20 protein-coding genes and 1 riboswitch are annotated in these 17,156 nt (G+C 58.6%); of the genes, 17 read left to right on the top strand and 3 right to left on the bottom strand.

Features of this window, described 5'->3' with window-relative positions; genetic code table 11:
- Positions 1 to 25 precede the first annotated feature (25 nt).
- Genes whiA through Q1M04_RS02485 form a run of 4 tightly spaced genes read left to right on the top strand, consistent with a single transcriptional unit; the run spans position 26 to position 5,237 of the window.
- A complete protein-coding gene (gene whiA, locus Q1M04_RS02500) occupies positions 26 to 937 on the top strand; it encodes a DNA-binding protein WhiA (protein WP_295755051.1) in 912 nt (303 codons plus the stop codon).
- Between the two features lie 32 nt (positions 938 to 969).
- Complete coding sequence (locus tag Q1M04_RS02495) at positions 970 to 1,260, top strand: hypothetical protein (protein ID WP_297997907.1); 291 nt, start codon at positions 970 to 972, stop codon at positions 1,258 to 1,260.
- Positions 1,261 to 1,273: 13 nt separating this feature from the next.
- Positions 1,274 to 1,717 (top strand): DUF3788 domain-containing protein, encoded by a 444-nt coding sequence (locus Q1M04_RS02490; protein WP_297997906.1) that lies wholly within the window; start codon positions 1,274 to 1,276, stop codon positions 1,715 to 1,717.
- Between the two features lie 28 nt (positions 1,718 to 1,745).
- Entirely contained in the window at positions 1,746 to 5,237 is a 3,492-nt protein-coding gene (locus tag Q1M04_RS02485) for a DNA polymerase III subunit alpha (protein WP_297997905.1), read from the top strand.
- Positions 5,238 to 5,273: 36 nt separating this feature from the next.
- Here the strand turns inward: Q1M04_RS02485 and Q1M04_RS02480 are convergent, their stop codons facing one another.
- The gene (locus Q1M04_RS02480) at positions 5,274 to 5,798 is read right to left on the bottom strand and encodes a DUF4364 family protein (RefSeq protein ID WP_204791160.1); all 525 of its coding nucleotides are present in this window, start codon (positions 5,796 to 5,798) and stop codon (positions 5,274 to 5,276) included.
- Positions 5,799 to 5,992: 194 nt separating this feature from the next.
- Here Q1M04_RS02480 and Q1M04_RS02475 point away from each other — a divergent pair, with 194 nt between their 5' ends.
- Complete coding sequence (locus tag Q1M04_RS02475; protein WP_297997903.1) at positions 5,993 to 7,078, top strand: DUF3048 domain-containing protein; 1,086 nt, start codon at positions 5,993 to 5,995, stop codon at positions 7,076 to 7,078.
- A gap of 38 nt (positions 7,079 to 7,116) precedes the next feature.
- Here Q1M04_RS02475 and Q1M04_RS02470 read toward each other — a convergent pair whose 3' ends face one another.
- Positions 7,117 to 7,950, bottom strand: coding sequence for a hypothetical protein (locus tag Q1M04_RS02470; protein WP_293279821.1), 834 nt, complete (start codon positions 7,948 to 7,950; stop codon positions 7,117 to 7,119).
- A gap of 90 nt (positions 7,951 to 8,040) precedes the next feature.
- Positions 8,041 to 8,559 (bottom strand): GNAT family N-acetyltransferase, encoded by a 519-nt coding sequence (locus Q1M04_RS02465; protein WP_297997902.1) that lies wholly within the window; start codon positions 8,557 to 8,559, stop codon positions 8,041 to 8,043.
- A 152-nt stretch (positions 8,560 to 8,711) separates the two neighbouring features.
- Positions 8,712 to 8,827: riboswitch (FMN riboswitch) on the top strand.
- A gap of 145 nt (positions 8,828 to 8,972) precedes the next feature.
- On the opposite strand from Q1M04_RS02465, the gene Q1M04_RS02460 reads away from it, so the two are divergent.
- The 12 genes from Q1M04_RS02460 to Q1M04_RS02405 all read left to right on the top strand — a co-directional run bounded on the left by Q1M04_RS02460 (position 8,973) and on the right by Q1M04_RS02405 (position 17,149).
- Entirely contained in the window at positions 8,973 to 9,530 is a 558-nt protein-coding gene (locus Q1M04_RS02460; RefSeq protein WP_297997901.1) for an ECF transporter S component, read from the top strand.
- Positions 9,531 to 9,937: 407 nt separating this feature from the next.
- Positions 9,938 to 10,300: a preprotein translocase subunit YajC gene (gene yajC / locus Q1M04_RS02455; RefSeq protein WP_204792206.1), complete on the top strand. Its 363-nt coding sequence runs from the start codon at positions 9,938 to 9,940 to the stop codon at positions 10,298 to 10,300.
- Between the two features lie 103 nt (positions 10,301 to 10,403).
- On the top strand, positions 10,404 to 10,793 hold the full coding sequence (locus Q1M04_RS02450; protein ID WP_297997899.1) for a hypothetical protein: 390 nt from the start codon (positions 10,404 to 10,406) through the stop codon (positions 10,791 to 10,793).
- A gap of 444 nt (positions 10,794 to 11,237) precedes the next feature.
- Positions 11,238 to 11,867, top strand: coding sequence for a stage II sporulation protein M (locus Q1M04_RS02445; protein WP_297294194.1), 630 nt, complete (start codon positions 11,238 to 11,240; stop codon positions 11,865 to 11,867).
- A gap of 25 nt (positions 11,868 to 11,892) precedes the next feature.
- A complete protein-coding gene (gene xerD, locus Q1M04_RS02440; RefSeq protein WP_204790622.1) occupies positions 11,893 to 12,795 on the top strand; it encodes a site-specific tyrosine recombinase XerD in 903 nt (300 codons plus the stop codon).
- A 266-nt stretch (positions 12,796 to 13,061) separates the two neighbouring features.
- Positions 13,062 to 13,571 (top strand): crossover junction endodeoxyribonuclease RuvC, encoded by a 510-nt coding sequence (ruvC, locus tag Q1M04_RS02435; protein ID WP_297997898.1) that lies wholly within the window; start codon positions 13,062 to 13,064, stop codon positions 13,569 to 13,571.
- Positions 13,572 to 13,592: 21 nt separating this feature from the next.
- The gene (gene ruvA / locus Q1M04_RS02430) at positions 13,593 to 14,198 is read left to right on the top strand and encodes a Holliday junction branch migration protein RuvA (RefSeq protein ID WP_297997897.1); all 606 of its coding nucleotides are present in this window, start codon (positions 13,593 to 13,595) and stop codon (positions 14,196 to 14,198) included.
- Between the two features lie 156 nt (positions 14,199 to 14,354).
- Entirely contained in the window at positions 14,355 to 14,687 is a 333-nt protein-coding gene (locus Q1M04_RS02425) for a DUF6054 family protein (RefSeq protein ID WP_204790610.1), read from the top strand.
- A 28-nt stretch (positions 14,688 to 14,715) separates the two neighbouring features.
- Entirely contained in the window at positions 14,716 to 14,928 is a 213-nt protein-coding gene (locus Q1M04_RS02420) for a hypothetical protein (RefSeq protein WP_300446375.1), read from the top strand.
- A gap of 27 nt (positions 14,929 to 14,955) precedes the next feature.
- Positions 14,956 to 16,017: a Holliday junction branch migration DNA helicase RuvB gene (gene ruvB / locus Q1M04_RS02415; RefSeq protein ID WP_204790612.1), complete on the top strand. Its 1,062-nt coding sequence runs from the start codon at positions 14,956 to 14,958 to the stop codon at positions 16,015 to 16,017.
- A 38-nt stretch (positions 16,018 to 16,055) separates the two neighbouring features.
- A complete protein-coding gene (locus tag Q1M04_RS02410; protein WP_366131757.1) occupies positions 16,056 to 16,766 on the top strand; it encodes an AAA family ATPase in 711 nt (236 codons plus the stop codon).
- Entirely contained in the window at positions 16,763 to 17,149 is a 387-nt protein-coding gene (locus Q1M04_RS02405; protein ID WP_293279968.1) for an SdpI family protein, read from the top strand. The genes Q1M04_RS02410 and Q1M04_RS02405 overlap by 4 nt, the downstream gene beginning before the upstream one ends.
- Positions 17,150 to 17,156: the final 7 nt, after the last annotated feature.

The raw sequence follows: 17,156 nt of genomic DNA, 5'->3' as shown, positions 1-17,156 counted from the left end.
ATCTGCTGCCGAGGAGGTTTTGCCGGTGTCCTTTTCTTTTGAGACGAAAAATGAGCTTTGCAGGCTGCCGGTTCAGCGGCGCTGCTGCGCGCAGGCGGAGGCTTACGGCATTTTGCTGTACTGCCGTACCTTCTGCTCTTCCGAGGTCCGGATTATTACGGAGAATCCCCATTTTGCCGCGAGGCTTCCCCGGCTGTTCCTCCGGGCGTTTGACCTCCGGTTTGACAGGCAGCCAGATATTTCCGGCGGGGAAACGCCGGAGGGGAAGATGGTCTTTCAGATTACGGAGGGGGAGAAGCTGGACCATATCATCGACCTCCTGGGCTACGACCCCCGGCAGAGCCTGGCCCTTCATGTCAACTTCGCCATGCTGGAGGAGGACTGCTGCCGGGCGTCCTTTCTCCGGGGCTGTTTTTTTGCCGGGGGAAGCGTCACAGATCCCTCCAAACGGTATCATCTGGAGTTGACCAGCTCTCATCTCCAGGCCAGCCGGGAATTGGAGGTCCTGCTCCGGGAGAGCGGCTATCCTCCCAAGAGCGTGACCCGAAACGGCAGCGCCGTCACTTATTTTAAGCAAAGCGACCAAATAGAGGACTTCCTCACCCTCATCGGCGCACCGGCGGCGGCGATGCGAATCATGTCCACCAAGGTGGAAAAGGGCATCCGCAACAGTGTGAACCGCCGCTTGAACTGTGACAGCGCCAACCTGGACAAGGCGGTGGAGGCCGCCCAGAGCCAGGGGGCCGCCATCCGGCGGCTGGAGGCGTCGGGGCAGCTTGAGCGGCTGCCGGACAAGCTTCGGGAGACGGCGGCTCTGCGGCTGGAGTATCCGGAGCTGAGCCTGTCGGAGCTGGCGGAAACGTTTGACCCGCCGGTGACGAAATCCTGTCTGAACCACCGTCTCCGCAAGCTGGTGGAGCTGGCGGAGGGACTTTGAGAGAACATTTTTTGAAGAGGAGATACAACGCCATGAAAAGGCCGAAATTCTCCCTGGCTCACAAAATCGCGCTGCTGCTGATTAACGCAGGGGTGATTCTGGCGCTGCTGTGCATGTATTTCCGCAGCCGTGACCCGGGGTCGCTATGGACAGGGGCGGTCGCGCTGCTGATTCTTCCGGTGCTGGCGGGGGTGGCGATTGCCCGAAGGAGCATCGTCTGCCCCCACTGCGGCGCACAGCTGTTCCGGGGACGGTTTGCAGGCCTTTTCCTGCCGGAGCGCTGTCCCGCGTGTAAGAAAGAACTGACGAAAGAACAAGGGTAGGAGGAAAGAAACGATGCAGGATGCGAAAACCTGGGCCCAGCGGTTTCCCATGGACCGCCCGCCTTCTATGGAGGAGCTTGACCGCTATGCGGACAACCCCCTCTGGCCGGAGCTGCGGCGGTATTTGAAGGACGCCTACGGCGCGGAGCCCCGGACGGAGTACAGCCGCTGCGGTTTGGAGCCGGGGTGGAACGTGAAGTTCAGGAAGGGTAGCAAATCCCTGGCTACCGTGTACCTCCGCCCCGGTTATGTGACGGCGATGATTTCCATCGCGCCCAAGGACGAACCGGAGGCGGAAGGAGTGCTTTTGACCTGTACGGAGTACACCCGGACGCTGTACCACAACACGGCCTCCTCAAAAATGGGACGCTGGCTGATGGTGGATCTAACCTCCCCGGAGATTCTGGAGGACATCAAGTCCCTGCTGGCCCTCCGGGCAAAACCGGCAAAACAATAAGGCAAGCTATAGAAAAGGGGGAGGGGCCATGTCCTTTGTTCATCTGCATGTCCATACGGAGTACAGTCTGCTGGACGGCGCGTGCCGCATCCGGGACCTGCCGAAAATCGTAAAAGAAATGGGGCAGACCGCCTGTGCCGTCACGGACCACGGGGTCATGTACGGCGCGGTGGATTTCTACCGGGCCTGCAAGGCGGAGGGGATTAAGCCCATCATCGGCTGCGAGGTCTACGTCACGGCAGAGGGCCGCCGCCTGACCGACAAGGTCCATGAGTTCGACTCCGAGAGCCGCCATCTGGTGCTCCTCTGCGAGAACGAGGAGGGCTACCGGAACCTCTCCTATATGGTCTCCCTGGCCTGGACCGAGGGCTTTTATATCAAGCCCCGGATTGACCTGGAGCTGCTGCGGGAACACAGCCGGGGCCTGGTGGCCCTCTCCGCCTGCCTGGCGGGGGAGATTCCCCGGCGGCTGCGGAACGGGGAGTATGAGAACGCCAAGCGTTACGCCCTGGAGCTGGCGGAGATTTTTGGCCCGGACCACTTTTATCTGGAGCTTCAGGATCACGGCATCCAGGACCAGGCGGTGGTGAACCGGGGCATTCTGCGCATTCACGGGGAGACGGGGCTGCCCATGGTCTGCACCAACGACGCCCACTACCTCCGAAAGGAGGACGCGGAGGCCCACGACGTGCTCCTTTGCATCCAGACGGGAAAGATCCTGGACGACGAGAACCGGATGCGCTACGAACCCCGGAATTTCTACCTTCGCAGCGAAGCGGAGATGGCGGAGCTGTTTTCCGGTTACGATGGGGCCTTGGAGAACACGGCGAAGGTGGCGGACATGTGCAGCATGGATTTCACCTTTGGCAAATACCATCTGCCGGAGTTTCAGCTTCCCCCGGGCTACGACAGCTTTTCCTATTTAAAAAAGCTCTGTGATGAGGGCTACCGGGCCCGCTACGGGGAGGATGAGGCCCACCGGGAGCAGCTCCGGTACGAGCAGGACATGATTGAGAAAATGGGCTTTACGGACTATTTCCTCATCGTCTCCGACTTTGTCCGCTACGCCCGGAGCGTGGGGATTCCCGTGGGGCCGGGCCGGGGCAGCGCGGCGGGCTCTATGGTCAGCTACTGTCTCTATATCACGGACATCGACCCGGTGAAATACGGACTCTACTTCGAGCGCTTTTTGAACCCGGAGCGGGTGAGCATGCCGGATATCGACATGGACTTCGGCGACACCCGGCGGGGGGAGGTCATCGAGTATGTCCGCCGGAAGTACGGCGGGGACCATGTGGCCCAGATCGTCACCTTCGGCACCATGGCCGCCCGGGGCGTGGTGCGGGATGTGGGCCGGGTAATGAACCTGCCCTACGCCGAGGTGGACCAGATTGCAAAGCAGATTCCCAACTCCCCCGGGGCCCACATTACCCTGGCGGACGCCCTGCGGCTGACGAAGTCCCTCAGCGACCTCTATAACCGTGACGAGACGGTGAAGCGGCTCATTGACACCGCCCAGATGCTGGAAGGCATGCCCCGGAACGCCTCTACCCACGCCGCCGGGGTGGTGATTACCAAGCGGCCCGTGTATGAGTATGTGCCCTTGGCGAAAAACGACGACATTGTGGTCTGCCAGTACGGCATGGTAACCCTGGAGGAGCTGGGGCTTTTAAAGATGGACTTTCTGGCCCTGCGGAACCTGACGGTGCTGGAGGACGCGGTGCAGCTCCTCAAGGAGCAGCAGCCGGACTTCCGCCTGGCGGATATCCCGGAGGAGGACCCCGAGACCTATGAGATGCTGGCGGCGGGAAAGACATCCGGCGTGTTCCAGATGGAGTCCACCGGCATGACCGGGGTATGCGTGGGGCTGAAGCCCCAGAATATTGAGGACATCACCGCCATCATCGCCCTCTACCGCCCCGGACCCATGGACTCCATCCCCCGGTTCATCGCCTGTAAGCAGGACCCAAAGCTCATTAAGTACCGCCATCCCTCTTTGGAGCCCATTTTGTCCGTCACCTACGGCTGCATCGTGTATCAGGAGCAGGTCATCAAGATCTTCCAGGACCTGGCGGGCTACTCCCTGGGCCAGGCGGACATGGTGCGCCGGGCCATGAGCAAAAAAAAGGCCAAGGACATCGAAAAGGAGCGGGAGGCCTTTCTCCACGGCGACCCGGAGCGGAACATCTCCGGTTGTGTGGCGAACGGCATCCCGGAGGCCACGGCGGAGGCCATTTACCAGGAAATTTACGATTTCGCCAACTACGCCTTCAACAAAGCCCACGCGGTGAGCTACGCCGTGGTAGCCTATCAGACGGCCTACTTCAAGTGCCACTACACTCGGGAGTACATGGCGGCCCTGCTGACCTCCGTGCTGGACAACTCGGATAAGGTGGCGGGCTATATCAACGAGTGCCGGGACTGCGGCATCGCCCTGCTGCCCCCGGACATCAACCGCTCCCTGGACCGCTTCACCGTGGAGGAGGGAGGCATCCGCTTCGGGCTGGTGGCCATTAAAAACATTGGCCGGGGCTTTATCCAGGCCGTCATGAAGGAGCGGGAGGCGTCCGGCCTTTTCCGGTCCCTGCCGGACTTCTGCCGCCGCATGGCGGGCAGCGACATGAACAAGCGGGCGCTGGAAAATCTGATCCGGGCCGGGGCCTTCGACTCCACCGGGGCCCGGCGCTCCCAGCTCATCCAGATCTATGAGAAGGTGCTGGACGCCGCGGCGGCCCGCCAGAGGCAGAACCTGGAGGGACAGCTGGACTTTTTCGGCATGTCCCAAAGCCGGGGCCAGGCGGCGGAGGACGTTCATCTGCCGGATATCCCGGAGTTCACGGCCCAGGAGCGGATGACCATGGAGAAGGAAACCACCGGCCTCTATCTCTCCGGGCATCCGATGGACGCTTACCGGGATATTGTGCGGCGGCTGCGGGTCCCCCAGATTGGAAAGGTGCTGGAGGACTTCAACCAGGAGAACGGCCCCGCCCGCTTTGCCGACGGGCAGTATCTGACCCTGGCGGGGGTGGTGACCTCCAGCAAGACCAAGACCACAAAAAACAACAGCCTCATGGCTTACGTGGTGGTGGAGGACGAGACCGGGTCCATTGAGATGCTGTGCTTCAGCCGGACGCTGGACGTCTGCGGGCCCTACCTCCGGGAGAACCAGGCCGTGGTGGTGAAGGGGAAGCTGTCCGTCCGGGACGAAAAGGCCCCACAGCTCATGTGCGATTCCGCATATCCGCTGGAGACGGCGGAAGGGGGGCTCCCGGCCCGGCTTCCCGCCGCGAAAGAGGACAAGCTGGTGAAGGGGGAAACCCTGTATTTGAAATTCCCCTCCCTGGACCACCCGGCGGTCCGGCACCTGAAGCTGGTGTTCACCATGTTCCCGGGAGACGCCCAGGTGAAAATGGTTATGGCGGACACCCGGAAGGTGTACGGTACGCGGGCAATGCTCCACAGGGCCCTGATTGAAGAGGCCAAGGAAACGCTGGGAGCGGAAAATGTAGCCGTCAAATAAAAAGCGCGGGTACGGAATCTTCCGTACCCGCGTTTTCTATTCGTTTTCCGCCGTCAAGGCTTGGATGATCCGGCCATAGAGCTTTTGCGGCGCTTCCTGGAACCGTTTGGCCACCGCCTTGGCCTGAGCCTGGTCCACCATCATCAATTTGAGATCTATCACGCCGCCCTTGTCGTCGGTGAGCTGGAGGCGCACCGTATAGGTCCCGTTTGGCCTCTGCTCGACGGAGGCCTTTACCTGCCGCCGGCGGAGGAGCTTACGGTTCCACTCCTCCAGGTTTTTGTCACAGCGCTGGCGGATAGAGTAGGGGAGGCTGGACTCACAGGCGGCGCCGTTCCTACGTCCCTTGTCCGTAAGAGCGTAGAGGCCGGAGGCGGAGAGGGTCAGGTGCCCGGTGCGGACCAGGTCGGCCAGGCAATCGGAAAAGTCAAAGTAGTCAATGGCGTCGTCGCAGAGGGTCAGGTCCAGGATGGCGTCAAAGGGCGCCGGTTCCTCAATTCTGGCGGCGATGTAGAGAATCAAAAATTTAATTTCCAGTTTGTCCTGGATAAAGCCCGGCATAGCGGCGGCCTCCTCTCCGGTTTTCTCGCAAGAAGCGTGGTGTTTTTTTATTATACCCCGCCGGAGGGAAAAAGACAAGTCTGCCTGAACAGGCGGAGGTGGAAATTTGTCGAAATTTACCGGAAAGCACCTTGACGGCTCTTGCCGACATTGGTATCATAGGGACAGTTCTAAACTGGAAAGGCGGCGGCAAGATGAAAAGAAGAACGCTGGCGATCTTATTAGCGGCGTGGATGCTCTTGACCCTGGGGGGCTGCGGGGGGAAGACAGACCCGGTCCCGGAGCCTGAGCCCGCAGAGAAAACGGACCCGCTCCCAACGCCTGAACCGGAGCCGGAGCCGGAACCCGCTGTTCCGGCGGGGATGAATCCGCTGACAGGCCTGCCTATGGAGCCGGAGTATGAGAACCTGCGGCCCATTGCCATCATGCTGAACAACCTGAAGGCGGCGCAGCCCCAGCTGGGCATCTCCCAGGCGGATATTATCTACGAGGTCCCGGTGGAGGGGGGCATCACCCGGATGCTGTGCCTTTACCAAACGGTAGAGGGTGTGGATATTCTGGGAAGCGTTCGCTCCGCCCGGCCTTACTTTGTGGAGCTGGCCCTGGGACATGACGCGGTGTATGTCCACGCCGGCGGCAGCCAGGAGGCTTATTCCAATCTGCGGAGCTGGAAGGTGGACCATATGGACGGCGTCCGGGGCGGAGAGGACGCAAAGATTTTCTGGCGGGACCCGGACCGGAGAAAGAATAACGGCTATGAACACAGCCTGATTACCTCCGGGGAGAAAATTTTAGAGTACCTGGAAAAGGGCAAGATCTCCACGGAGCACGCGGACGGCTGGAATTCTATCCAGGCGTTCACGGAGGACGGAACCCCGGCGGCGGGGGAAGCGGCGGAGCATATCAAGGTCCGCTTCTCCAGCTATAAGACTGGGACATTTGACTACGACGCGGCCACAGGGAAGTATCTGGTGGGCCAGTACGGCAAGGAACATGTGGACGGCAGCACCGGGGAGCAGGTCGGCGCTGTCAATGTGCTGGTGCTGAAGACCTCCACCGCCGTCCTGGATGAAGTGGGCCGCCTCCGGGTCCAGACCACCGGCGAGGGAGAGGGGCTTTTCTTCTGCGGCGGCAAGGCGGTCCCCATTCAGTGGAGCCGGAAAGACCGGAACAGCGCGTTTGCCTACACGCTGGAGGATGGCCGCGCTCTGGCCCTGGGCCAGGGGAGCAGCTATGTCTGCATCATCAGCCCTAAGACCAGCACGGTGGAATACGAATAAGCGAAGGGACCGCCCCGTTTCCGAGGCGGTCCTTGGTTTTATTTGCGGCAGGCGCAGCAGCATTCCTCGTAGTTCTCAGGCATCCGCACCGTGTTGGGCGGGAAGAACTCGCCCACCGGGAAGGAGATGTTCCGGAAGATGCCGCAGGGGTCTTCGGTACCGCTGCCGCAGGAGCACTCCTTATCGGGCATACAATAGTCGTATACGGGGACCAGGAGCTGGGAGTCCCGCTCCAGCCGGACGATGGAGAACTGGCCCAGAGTGACGTAGATGCGGCGGCTGTCGTCGCCGCTGGAGAGCTCCCCGTCGAAGCAGCTGTTGACGAAGGAAGGCACCTCGCACAGCTCGCAGTCGCAGTCCCGCTTGCCGCAGCAGTCCATGATCCGGGCATCCAGGACGATGGGGTCCACGGCCTCGACTACGGCGATGGGGAGATTGGAACGGCTGGTGAGCTGGAGGTCCGGCTCGCCGGTGCGGAGCTCGGAGGAGAAAATTTTGGCGTTCCCCTCGCTGCCGAAGAGGATGGCCCGTTTGTCGAAGACACAAAGGCCCTCTACCGTAACAGGGGCGGGGCAGCTCAGATACGCTTGCAGGGTGACGGAGTAGAAGAAACGCATGTCGACGGTGTAGAAGCCCCGGTTGAAGCTGACGGGCTCCACGTCCACATAGACATAGAGCAGCTTGGCGCTGCCGCCCTTGACGGACAGGGCGCGGTTAATGACATCCACATATTGAAGCTTGGGATAGAAGCGCAGGTCCTCGATGCAGTCCTTGTCACGGCAAGAATCGTACACTTTCCGTGTATGAATGCAAACTGCCTCTCGGATGCCGCTGAGGTCCTCCACGGGACCGGGCATGACTTTCTCGGGCATTGCAATACCTCCTAATAAGTAGCTGGCGAAAGAACAAGGTCCTTTCAATCCAGTGTATGCGCCGCCGCCCGGGAGGTGAGGGAGGAGGCGCTATTTCAGTTCCTCCCGCAGGAGGGCGTACATGCAGTAGGACTGCACCCGCCCGTTTTTATAGACGCCCCTGCGCATAGTGCCCTCGCAGACGAAGCCCGCCTTTTCCAGCACCCGGCGGGAGCCCAGGTTTTCCGCAAAGGGCTCTGCGAAAATGCGGAGGATGTCAAAGCGGTCAAAGGCTTCCCGGCAAATCTGCCGCACCGCCTCCGTCATGATGCCCCGGCCCCAATAATCCTCTGCCAGCCAGTAACCCAGCTCAGCGGATTTTTCGTATACATCGTCCTTTCTGGAGACGCTGATACTGCCGGCGGCCCGGCCGTTGACGGCGATGGCCCGCATGAGCTGCCGGGTTTCGCCCTGAGCGATGCAGTCTTCCACAAACCACTTCGCGTCCGCCAGGGTGTAGGGGGAGGGGAAGATGTTCCGCAGATTCGCCGCAATGTTCGGGTTATCCGCCGCCTCCGCGACGGCCTCTATGTCTGCCCGCCGCCAGGGCCTCAATATAAAGGATGTCATAGTCTGCCTCCCAAGATAAAATTTGACATTTATTATATCACGGGGACGGACGGCTGTCCACCACCTTGGGGCCGGTTCAGGCCACAATTTAATGTTTCTCTTGACATGAGCGGCAAATAAACCTATAATAATGAGCGACAACTGAATAGAATGAATGTCTTCAAGGCAGGGTGAAATTCCCGATCGGCGGTAAAGTCCGCGAGCATGTAAATGCTGATTTGGTGAAAGTCCAAAACCGACAGTATAGTCTGGATTAAAGAAGGTGTATTGGATATGTCAGTATTAATCTGATACTATGCACTTTTTGCCTATCCGTCAAATGCTTTGTCGACATTTTTCAATACACCTTAAAATGGTAACACCTAAAGGCATTTCATTGCTTTTAGGTGTTAATTTTTTTAGGAGGTATTTTCATGAACAGTACAACAAAAAAGATCACAACAATCAGTATGCTCTGCGCTTTTGCCTATGCCGCCACTTTCATTGGGCGCGTTCCGCTTGTACTCTTTCTGAAGTACGACCCAAAGGACATTATCATTGCAACCAGCGGATTGATTTTTGGCCCGCTTGCCTCATGTTCCGTCGCATTTATTGTCTCTTTAGTTGAGATGTTTACGATCAGTGAAAACGGCATTTTAGGTTTCTTAATGAATGTTATTTCAAGTTGTTCCTTTGCGTGTACCGCTGCATTTGTTTACAAGAAAAAGCGCAAAATATCCGGAGCCATTGTTGGGTTATTATGCGGGTGGGGGTGTATGGTTGTAGTAATGCTGTTTTGGAATTATCTAATCACCCCTGTTTATATGGGCTATCCAAGAGAAGCCGTCGTAGAACTGCTAATCCCGGTGTTTCTGCCTTTTAACTTGATTAAAGGCGGCTTAAATGCAGCACTGACCATGATTTTATATAAACCTGTTGTTATAGCTTTAAGGCGGGCTCATTTAATCGAAGCAAATAGATTAAAACCTTAGGCCTTGTTTGAAAAATGGCAAAACGCCGTCTTTGGGCATCTTTTTCCGCCAGGACTGCGTTGATTTGACTTGAAATCCGTCAGGATTCCCGCGTCAAATCGCCTTGCCTGGCAAAAAAATCTGCCCCAATCCGGCATTCCGCCAATTTTCAAACAAGGCCTAAGCAAAATTGAATGTTAGGGAATAAAATTCTTCTGGATGTTGAGCTGCTTCTTTCGGAACGCACCTGGCTTCCGCGGCTGCTCGATCACGCATCTTTTGTTACAGTCCTTTTTTCAGGGAGTGAAAAACGCTTGGCATTCTCCGTTTGGAAAACAAAGGAAATAACATAAAGAAAAGGCTTGCAAAACTTTCAGTATCTGGTATAATAGATACATTCTGATTATACAAAAGGAAGGAAGCTCGGAATGGATTACACAATTCTCATGTTGATCGTCATGGTGGCGATCATGTATTTCCTGATGATCCGCCCGGAGAACAAGCGGAAAAAGAAAGCCCAGGAAATGCGGGACAGCCTGAAAAAAGGCGACGTGATCACCTCCATCGGCGGTATTATCGGCCGGATTGTCTCTGTCGGAAAGGACACCATCGTCATTGAAACCAGCGACGACCGGGTCCGCATGGAACTGACCAAGTGGGCCGTCAGCTCCGTGGGCGTGCAGAGCGGAGAGCAGCCCGAGGAGAAGAAGGAGGAGAAAAAGCCCGCCAAGAAGGAAGAGGAAAAGAAGGAATCCGACAGTGGAAAGAACGACTGGAACCCGGAAATCTGAATTCTCATAAATCCGGTTCCATTTTGCCTCCGCCTCATGGCATAAAACCATCCTCCCCTGGAATATGCTCCTTTTGAGAGCATGTTTCGAGGGAGGATTTCTTATGGCGAAGGGACGAAAAAAACTTGCGGTGTGGCAGGGCTTTTTGGCAGGGGGACTGCTGTCGCTGGGCGTGTATCTGCTGGGTTTGATGTTTTTGGCGCTGCTGATGGTAAAGGGTACGCTGTCGGAGGGCGGAAGCTTTCCTATGGTGGCGGCGCTGTGCATTGTGGCCGCCCTGGCCGGGGGCCTGCTGACGGTGCGCCTGACCTTGAGGAGAGCGGGAGGCGTTCTGACGGCGGTCATGTTCCTGTCCGTGCTCCTCCTGGCGGGCTTGGGTTTTTGGGAGGAGATCGCCTGGCTGGGCCAGGGAGGCGTCCTATTGCTCTGCGGCCTGGCCGGGGGACTGTTGGCCGGGGTTGCCGGGCCCAAAAACCGGCGGCGGCGGAAATGAAAAATGAGGTTCTTGTTGGATTGCACAAAAGTGCCGTTCTTTTCCAAAATATCCCTCCGGCGGCGCAGCCGGCCCGCCGCCGGAGAGGGGAGGGGAGGGGGACGCAGATATGGGATGCGCGGAGGATGCGGCCCCCTAAATATGGGCAGCGGCGCAGCCGGCCCGGCTGGCTGCGCCGCTCTGTTTGAGCGGTTTACATAATGCGGTTTACATAATATTTTGTCATAAATCCCAAAAAGATTCTTTTTTGGGGGAAACATCTTGCAGAAAGCAAAAAAATGAGCTATATTATTAATGTAAATAAATCTTATGCGGTTGCACACCTTCTTACTTGCCGTTACCGGCAGGAGGGTGTTTTCTTATCTGACTGCAAGTTATCCGACTTTTCTAAAAATGCGTATAAGCCGCCGGCCCTCCTCATAGGATGAGATGAGGTGAGGCGCTTTGAAGTGGAAAAGGCGGGAGACGGCGGAGTGGAGGCGGCAGTTGTCCCGCCTGTTGGTTCTGGCGCTGTTTTTTTTCGCCGGCATTCTTTTGGGACAGGTTTTTTCCAGTCGGGTTCCGGATACCACGGGCGATGAGCTGGCCCGCTACCTGAAGGATTTCTTGAAGGTGGGAGAGGAAGACCCGTCTCCCCGGGCGGCGCTGTCGGCGGCGGTTTTGTATTTTCGTTATCCGCTGGCGGCGTTTTTGCTGGGATTTGCGTCCATCGGTGTGCTGGCGCTTCCGTTAGTGACCGGGGCTTTCGGCGGCTTTTTGTCCTTTTCCGTCTGCTGTTTCACGGCGTCCTTTGGCCCGGACGGGGTGTTGCTGGCGCTGGCGGTGTTCGGCCTCCGGTGCGTGGTGACGCTGCCCTGCTATTTCCTGCTGGCCGTTCCGGCGCTGGAGCGCTCGGCAGCCTTAGCCTGTCTCTCTCTGGGCGGCGGGCGGAGAGCCGGTCCCGCTCTGTATGGCCGGGAGTGGTGGGGCCGCCTGGCGGTCGTCGCGGGGGTGCTGCTGGCAGGGGTCTGTGCCGACCTGATGCTGACCCCCTGGTTTTTGCGGCAGCTTTTAGAGCGGATGCTGATTGGATAGGAAACACGGTTTCTGATTGGTAAGACTGGTAAAGAGAGAAGGGATTGCTACGGACGAGATCGCGCGTTATGAGGAATATCTGGTGCGGGAGAAACACGCCTCCCAGAATACGGTGTCTTCTTATCTGCGGGACATATCCCAGTTTGCGGATTATTTGCAGGCCCGGGGCCCGGAGCTGCTGGAGGTGACCGCCGAGACGGTTCAGTCCTATATGGACTGGATGCTGAGCCGGGGTAAATCCGCCGCTTCTGTGACCCGATTTTTGGCCTCCGTCAAATCCTTCTACAATTTTCAGATATTTAGCGGCAAGGTGAAGGCGAATCCCGCCAAGGGCGTCGCCGCCGCCAAGGCGGAGCGGAAGTATCCGAAGATATTGACCTCCAAGGAGGTAGACTTGTTCCTGGAACAGCCCCAGTGCGTGGACGCCAAGGGATTTCGGGACCACGCCATGCTGGAGTTGCTGTATGCCACAGGCATCCGGGTCAGCGAGCTGATTACCCTGGACCTGGAAGACCTAAACCTGGCGGCCGGCTTTATTCACTGTTCCAGCAAGGGCAAGGAACGGATTATCCCCTTATACCGCACGGCGGTGAAGGCCCTTCAGGACTATGCTTGGAAGATTCGGCCCCAGCTGATCTCCGATGAGGAAGAGACCGCCCTCTTTGTCAATATGAACGGGGAGAGGATGAGCCGTCAGGGCTTTTGGAAGATCATCAAGTATTACCAGGAAAAGGCGGGGATTGAGAAGGAGATCACGCCTCACACCTTGCGGCATTCCTTTGCGGTCCATCTGTTGGAAAACGGTGCGGACCTGCGGTCTATCCAGGAGATGCTGGGTCATGCGGATATCTCTTCTACGCAGATTTACACGCACGTCGTGAAGGGGAACTTGAAGGACGTTTATCAGAAAGCCCACCCGAGGGCCTGATGGGTACATAAAAACCGTCCCCGCAATGTAACCGTTTGAAATGTATGAAGGTACGGCAATCAAGGTGCTGTACCTTCGTTTTCTATGCCGGAACCGGAGGAAAGGCCCCCTTTCCTTCGCCGATGCACGCCGCGCCTAGGAGCATGGGGTTGGAAAAATCCAGCCCATGCCTTTTCCCTAGGCCCGCAAATCAACCGTTTTTTCTGTTGCGCATTCCAGTCAAATTTGCTATACTAACTAAGAATGCAAGCCGAAAGGGGCGGAGTATGCGGATATTAGGCATCGATCCCGGCTTTGCCACCATTGGCTTTGGACTGGTGGAGGCGGAACGGGGGCAGGCGCGGATGATAACCTATGGGGCCATTACCACCCCGGCGGGGCTGCCCCTGAGCCGGAGGCTTTACCAAATCGGCACCGACATGGAGGAGCTCATCAGCCGGTTAAAACCGGAGGTTATCTCCATTGAAGAGCTGTTTTTCAATACCAACATTACCACTGGCATCGCCGTGGCCCACGGCAGGGGGGTGCTGCTCTATGCCGCCGAAAAGTGCGGCGTGCCCCTGTACGAATACACCCCTTCCCAGGTAAAGCTGGCGGTGACGGGCTACGGCAAGGCGGAGAAACGGCAGGTGATGGACATGACCCGGCGCCTCTTGAAGCTGGAAAAGGTCCCCCGGCCCGACGACGCCGCCGACGCCCTGGCGCTGGCCTTATGCCACGCCCGGAGCTTTACCTCCCGGCTGCCTCGGAATGAGGGCGCGCCGGAGACGGTCTGACGAAGATAAAACGGAGGCGCTATGTTTTATTATCTGGACGGCACGGTAGCGGAGATTCTGCCCTATCTGGCGGTTATTGACTGCGGAGGCGTGGGCTATGCCTGCAAAACCACCAACAACACCCTAGCCGCGCTGAAAAAGGGCCAGCGGAAAAGGCTCTACACCTATCTGAACGTGGCGGAAAACATTTTCGAGCTGTACGGCTTTGCCACCCAAAGCGAATTGAAAAGCTTTCAACTGCTCATTGGCGTCTCCGGCGTAGGGCCTAAGGCAGCGCTGGCCGTCTTGTCCGCCGGCACGCCGGAGACATTGGCTATGGCCATCGTCACGGGAGATGAAAAGGCCCTGACCGCCGCGCAGGGGATAGGGAAGAAGATTGCCCAGCGCATTATTTTGGAATTAAAGGACAAGATGGCCAAGGAGTCCGCCGGGGGACTGGATTTTTCCGGCGGCAAGGGTGCGCCCGCTCCGGCGGTGTTTGGGAACAAGGCGGCGGAAGCCGCCCAGGCCCTGGCGGTGCTGGGCTACTCCAGCCAGGAGGTCTCCGTGGCCTTGAAGGGCCTGGATCTGGATTTGCCGCTGGAGGAGATTGTCCGGCAGGGGCTGAAGCGCATGGCTAAGCTCTAAACAGAAGAGATCGCAGTAACTGTATAGCAAATATCCTTTACAATATATTTTACGCTTTTTCGGCAAGGTTTTGCTTTTTAGCCCCCTAAATTTCCGGAAAGCTAAAACGCTTTACACGGCTTCTGCGGAACTATGCCGTAAGGAAGGTGCGTTTTTATGGCGAAATACGAGTACCGCTTCCATGGAAACTTTGACACGGCGCTGGACCGGCTCCACCAAGGCATCCTCAGCGGCAGCGTCACCGCCAGCTTTGAGGACGGCAGCGACTATTCTGCCGGAGGCGTCCGCTGCGCCGTGCGGGTCTATGAGCGCTACAGTCTTGCCGGGGGAAACCGGCTCAGCCTGACGCTGACGCTTCTGGGGCAGGGGGAGGAGCTGTTTCTCTCCGCCATTGCCGCCGGAGGCAGCCAGGGGATGTTTCTTAAGCTCAACACCTTTGGGGAGGAGTCCTTCCTGGAGAAGGTGCGGGAGCTGGCCGAGCGGCTGTGACCGTTTCAAGTGGAGGGAGGCGCCTGCGGTGATTTTATCCAGGCTGGTTGCTATTGGATTTTTGGGGAGCATTTTCGCGATGTTCCGTTTTGCCAAATACTGCCGTCTGCTGAACGGTCATGACCTGGAGCAGGAGGAGGCGGAGCGGTATCAGGCCAGGGCCCAGCGGTGGCTGGCGGCCGCGGGCACCCTGCTGGGTACGGCGGTGCTTTCCATCATCGCCGGCGGCATCTTTCAGTGAAATTTCCCGGGAAAAGGACGTGAGCGTTTGAGCATCGACTTTGGAAGCGATATTTACGAAGAGCCTATTGTGGCGAAAACCTTCCTCCAAGAGGACGCCCAGGAGAGCTCCCTGCGGCCCAAAAGCCTCCGGGATTACATCGGTCAGGAGAAGGCCAAGGAAAACCTGTCCATCTTCATCGAGGCCGCCCGGAAGCGGGAGGAGTCCCTGGACCACGTCCTGCTCCACGGCCCCCCGGGCCTGGGCAAGACCACCTTGGCGGGCATCATCGCCCAAGAGATGGGGGTCAACATCCGCATCACCTCCGGCCCCGCCATTGAGAAGCCGGGGGATTTGGCGGCGCTGCTGACCAACCTGAATGAGGGAGATCTCCTCTTTGTGGATGAAATTCACCGGCTGAACCGCTCTGTGGAGGAAATTTTGTACCCGGCCATGGAGGATTACGTGCTGGACATCATCGTGGGGAAAGGCCCGTCCGCCAACTCCATCCGGCTGGATCTGCCCAGGTTTACCCTTGTCGGAGCCACGACCCGGGCGGGCCAGCTTTCCGCGCCCCTGCGGGACCGCTTCGGCGTGACTCTGCGGCTGGAACTCTACACGCCGGAGGAGCTTGCGAAAATCGTTACCCGGTCCGCCGGAATTCTGAACGTGGACATTGTGCCGGAAGGAGCCTATGAAATTGCCCGGCGCTCCCGAGGCACGCCCCGAATCGCCAACCGGATGCTCCGCCGGGTGCGGGATTTCGCCCAGGTCCGGGCGGATGGCGTTATCACAAAAGACGTGGCGGACAAGGCCCTTTGTGCCCTGGAAATTGACTATCTGGGCTTGGACCCGGTGGACCGGAGGATGATGGAGGCCATCATCGACAACTACGGAGGCGGGCCTGTGGGCCTGGATACCCTGGCCGCCACCATTGGGGAGGAATCCGTCACGTTGGAGGATGTCTATGAGCCTTATCTGATGCAGCTGGGCTTTTTGACACGGACCCCCCGGGGGCGCTGCGTGACGCAGAAGGCCTATCAGCACCTGCATAAGCCCATTCCCGGCGGCGCGGCCCCGGAGGACGTGATGGAGCAGCTGCGGTTGTGAGCGGCGTGTATCTGGCCTCTGTCCGCCTCCGCCGGGAGCTGCCTGGGGAAAGCTGGCTCCGGCTTCTGGGGCCGGTAAATTACTTAATAGAGGGCGGCGTCCTGAACTTCGACCGGCCCGTCACCTTCCTGGTGGGGGAGAACGGGACGGGGAAATCCACCCTGCTGGAGGGAATCGCCGTGGCCTGCGGCTTCAACCCGGAGGGCGGCACCCGGAATTTCAATTTCTCCACCCGGGCCACCCACTCCGTGCTGGGAGAGTATCTGACTCCCGCCCGGAAACGGTATCCCAGGGATGGCTTCTTCCTCCGGGCGGAGAGCTTTTACAATGTGGCGACCAACATTGACGAAATGGATGAGGAGCCCTCCTTTTCCCCGAGGCTGATTGACAGCTACGGCGGCGTATCCCTCCACAGCCAGTCCCACGGGGAGAGCTTCCTGGCCCTGGTTCAGAACCGTTTCGGCGGGGAAGGGCTGTACCTGCTGGACGAGCCGGAGGCGGCCCTGTCGCCCTCGCGCCTCCTGACGCTGATGGGGGAGATGGACCAGCTGGTGAAGGCGGATTCCCAGTTCATCGTGGCGACCCATTCGCCGATTTTGATGGCGTTTCCCGGGGCCAGAATTTACGAGCTGAGCGAAGAGGGCATCCGTGCGGTGGAGTACCGGGAGACAGAGCACTACCAATTGACAAAGCGCTTCCTGGACGATCCGGAGCGGATGTTGCGGTATCTTCTGGAGGAGGAAATATGACGGAGTTTTTGTTCTGGCTGTTCATGCTGGCAACCGCCCTGCTGATTCCCGGGAGCATGCTTCTCCTGGGACGGAGCTTTGCGAAAAAACCGCCGGGGGAGATCAACGGCGGCTATGGCTACCGTACGGCCCGCTCCATGCGGAACCGGCAGACCTGGGAGTTCGCCCATGCCTACAGCGGGCGCTTCTGGGTCCGGGCAGGGCGGCCCACGCTGGCGGTTTCCCTGGTGTGGATGGCGCTGCTGTTTGGGCGGGACATTGGCACGGTGGGGAAGCTTGGCACAATTTTATCTGGAATACAACTGATCCCGTTCCTGGCGGTGATCCCCGCCACAGAGCGGGCGCTGAGGCGGGAATTTGACAATTTTGGAAGAAAGAGGTAACGAATCT

It is taken from the genome of uncultured Oscillibacter sp., assembly GCF_950073225.1.
Classification (GTDB): Bacteria; Bacillota; Clostridia; order Oscillospirales; family Oscillospiraceae; genus Oscillibacter.
This window is presented reverse-complemented; position numbering and strand designations above follow the sequence as displayed.

Bases quoted from the DNA above. Each gene is read 5' to 3' on its own strand.
- Q1M04_RS02495 (WP_297997907.1), top strand. From the start codon at position 970: ATGAAAAGGCCGAAATTCTCCCTGGCTCACAAAATCGCGCTGCTGCTG.
- Q1M04_RS02490 (WP_297997906.1), top strand. From the start codon at position 1,274: ATGCAGGATGCGAAAACCTGGGCCCAGCGGTTTCCCATGGACCGCCCG.
- ruvA (WP_297997897.1), top strand. From the start codon at position 13,593: ATGTTTTATTATCTGGACGGCACGGTAGCGGAGATTCTGCCCTATCTG.
- yajC (WP_204792206.1), top strand. From the start codon at position 9,938: ATGGATTACACAATTCTCATGTTGATCGTCATGGTGGCGATCATGTAT.
- Q1M04_RS02405 (WP_293279968.1), top strand. From the start codon at position 16,763: ATGACGGAGTTTTTGTTCTGGCTGTTCATGCTGGCAACCGCCCTGCTG.
- Q1M04_RS02475 (WP_297997903.1), top strand. From the start codon at position 5,993: ATGAAAAGAAGAACGCTGGCGATCTTATTAGCGGCGTGGATGCTCTTG.
- Q1M04_RS02470 (WP_293279821.1), bottom strand. From the start codon at position 7,950: ATGCCCGAGAAAGTCATGCCCGGTCCCGTGGAGGACCTCAGCGGCATC.
- Q1M04_RS02485 (WP_297997905.1), top strand. From the start codon at position 1,746: ATGTCCTTTGTTCATCTGCATGTCCATACGGAGTACAGTCTGCTGGAC.
- Q1M04_RS02460 (WP_297997901.1), top strand. From the start codon at position 8,973: ATGAACAGTACAACAAAAAAGATCACAACAATCAGTATGCTCTGCGCT.
- Q1M04_RS02480 (WP_204791160.1), bottom strand. From the start codon at position 5,798: ATGCCGGGCTTTATCCAGGACAAACTGGAAATTAAATTTTTGATTCTC.
- Q1M04_RS02425 (WP_204790610.1), top strand. From the start codon at position 14,355: ATGGCGAAATACGAGTACCGCTTCCATGGAAACTTTGACACGGCGCTG.
- Q1M04_RS02450 (WP_297997899.1), top strand. From the start codon at position 10,404: ATGGCGAAGGGACGAAAAAAACTTGCGGTGTGGCAGGGCTTTTTGGCA.
- Q1M04_RS02465 (WP_297997902.1), bottom strand. From the start codon at position 8,559: ATGACATCCTTTATATTGAGGCCCTGGCGGCGGGCAGACATAGAGGCC.
- ruvC (WP_297997898.1), top strand. From the start codon at position 13,062: ATGCGGATATTAGGCATCGATCCCGGCTTTGCCACCATTGGCTTTGGA.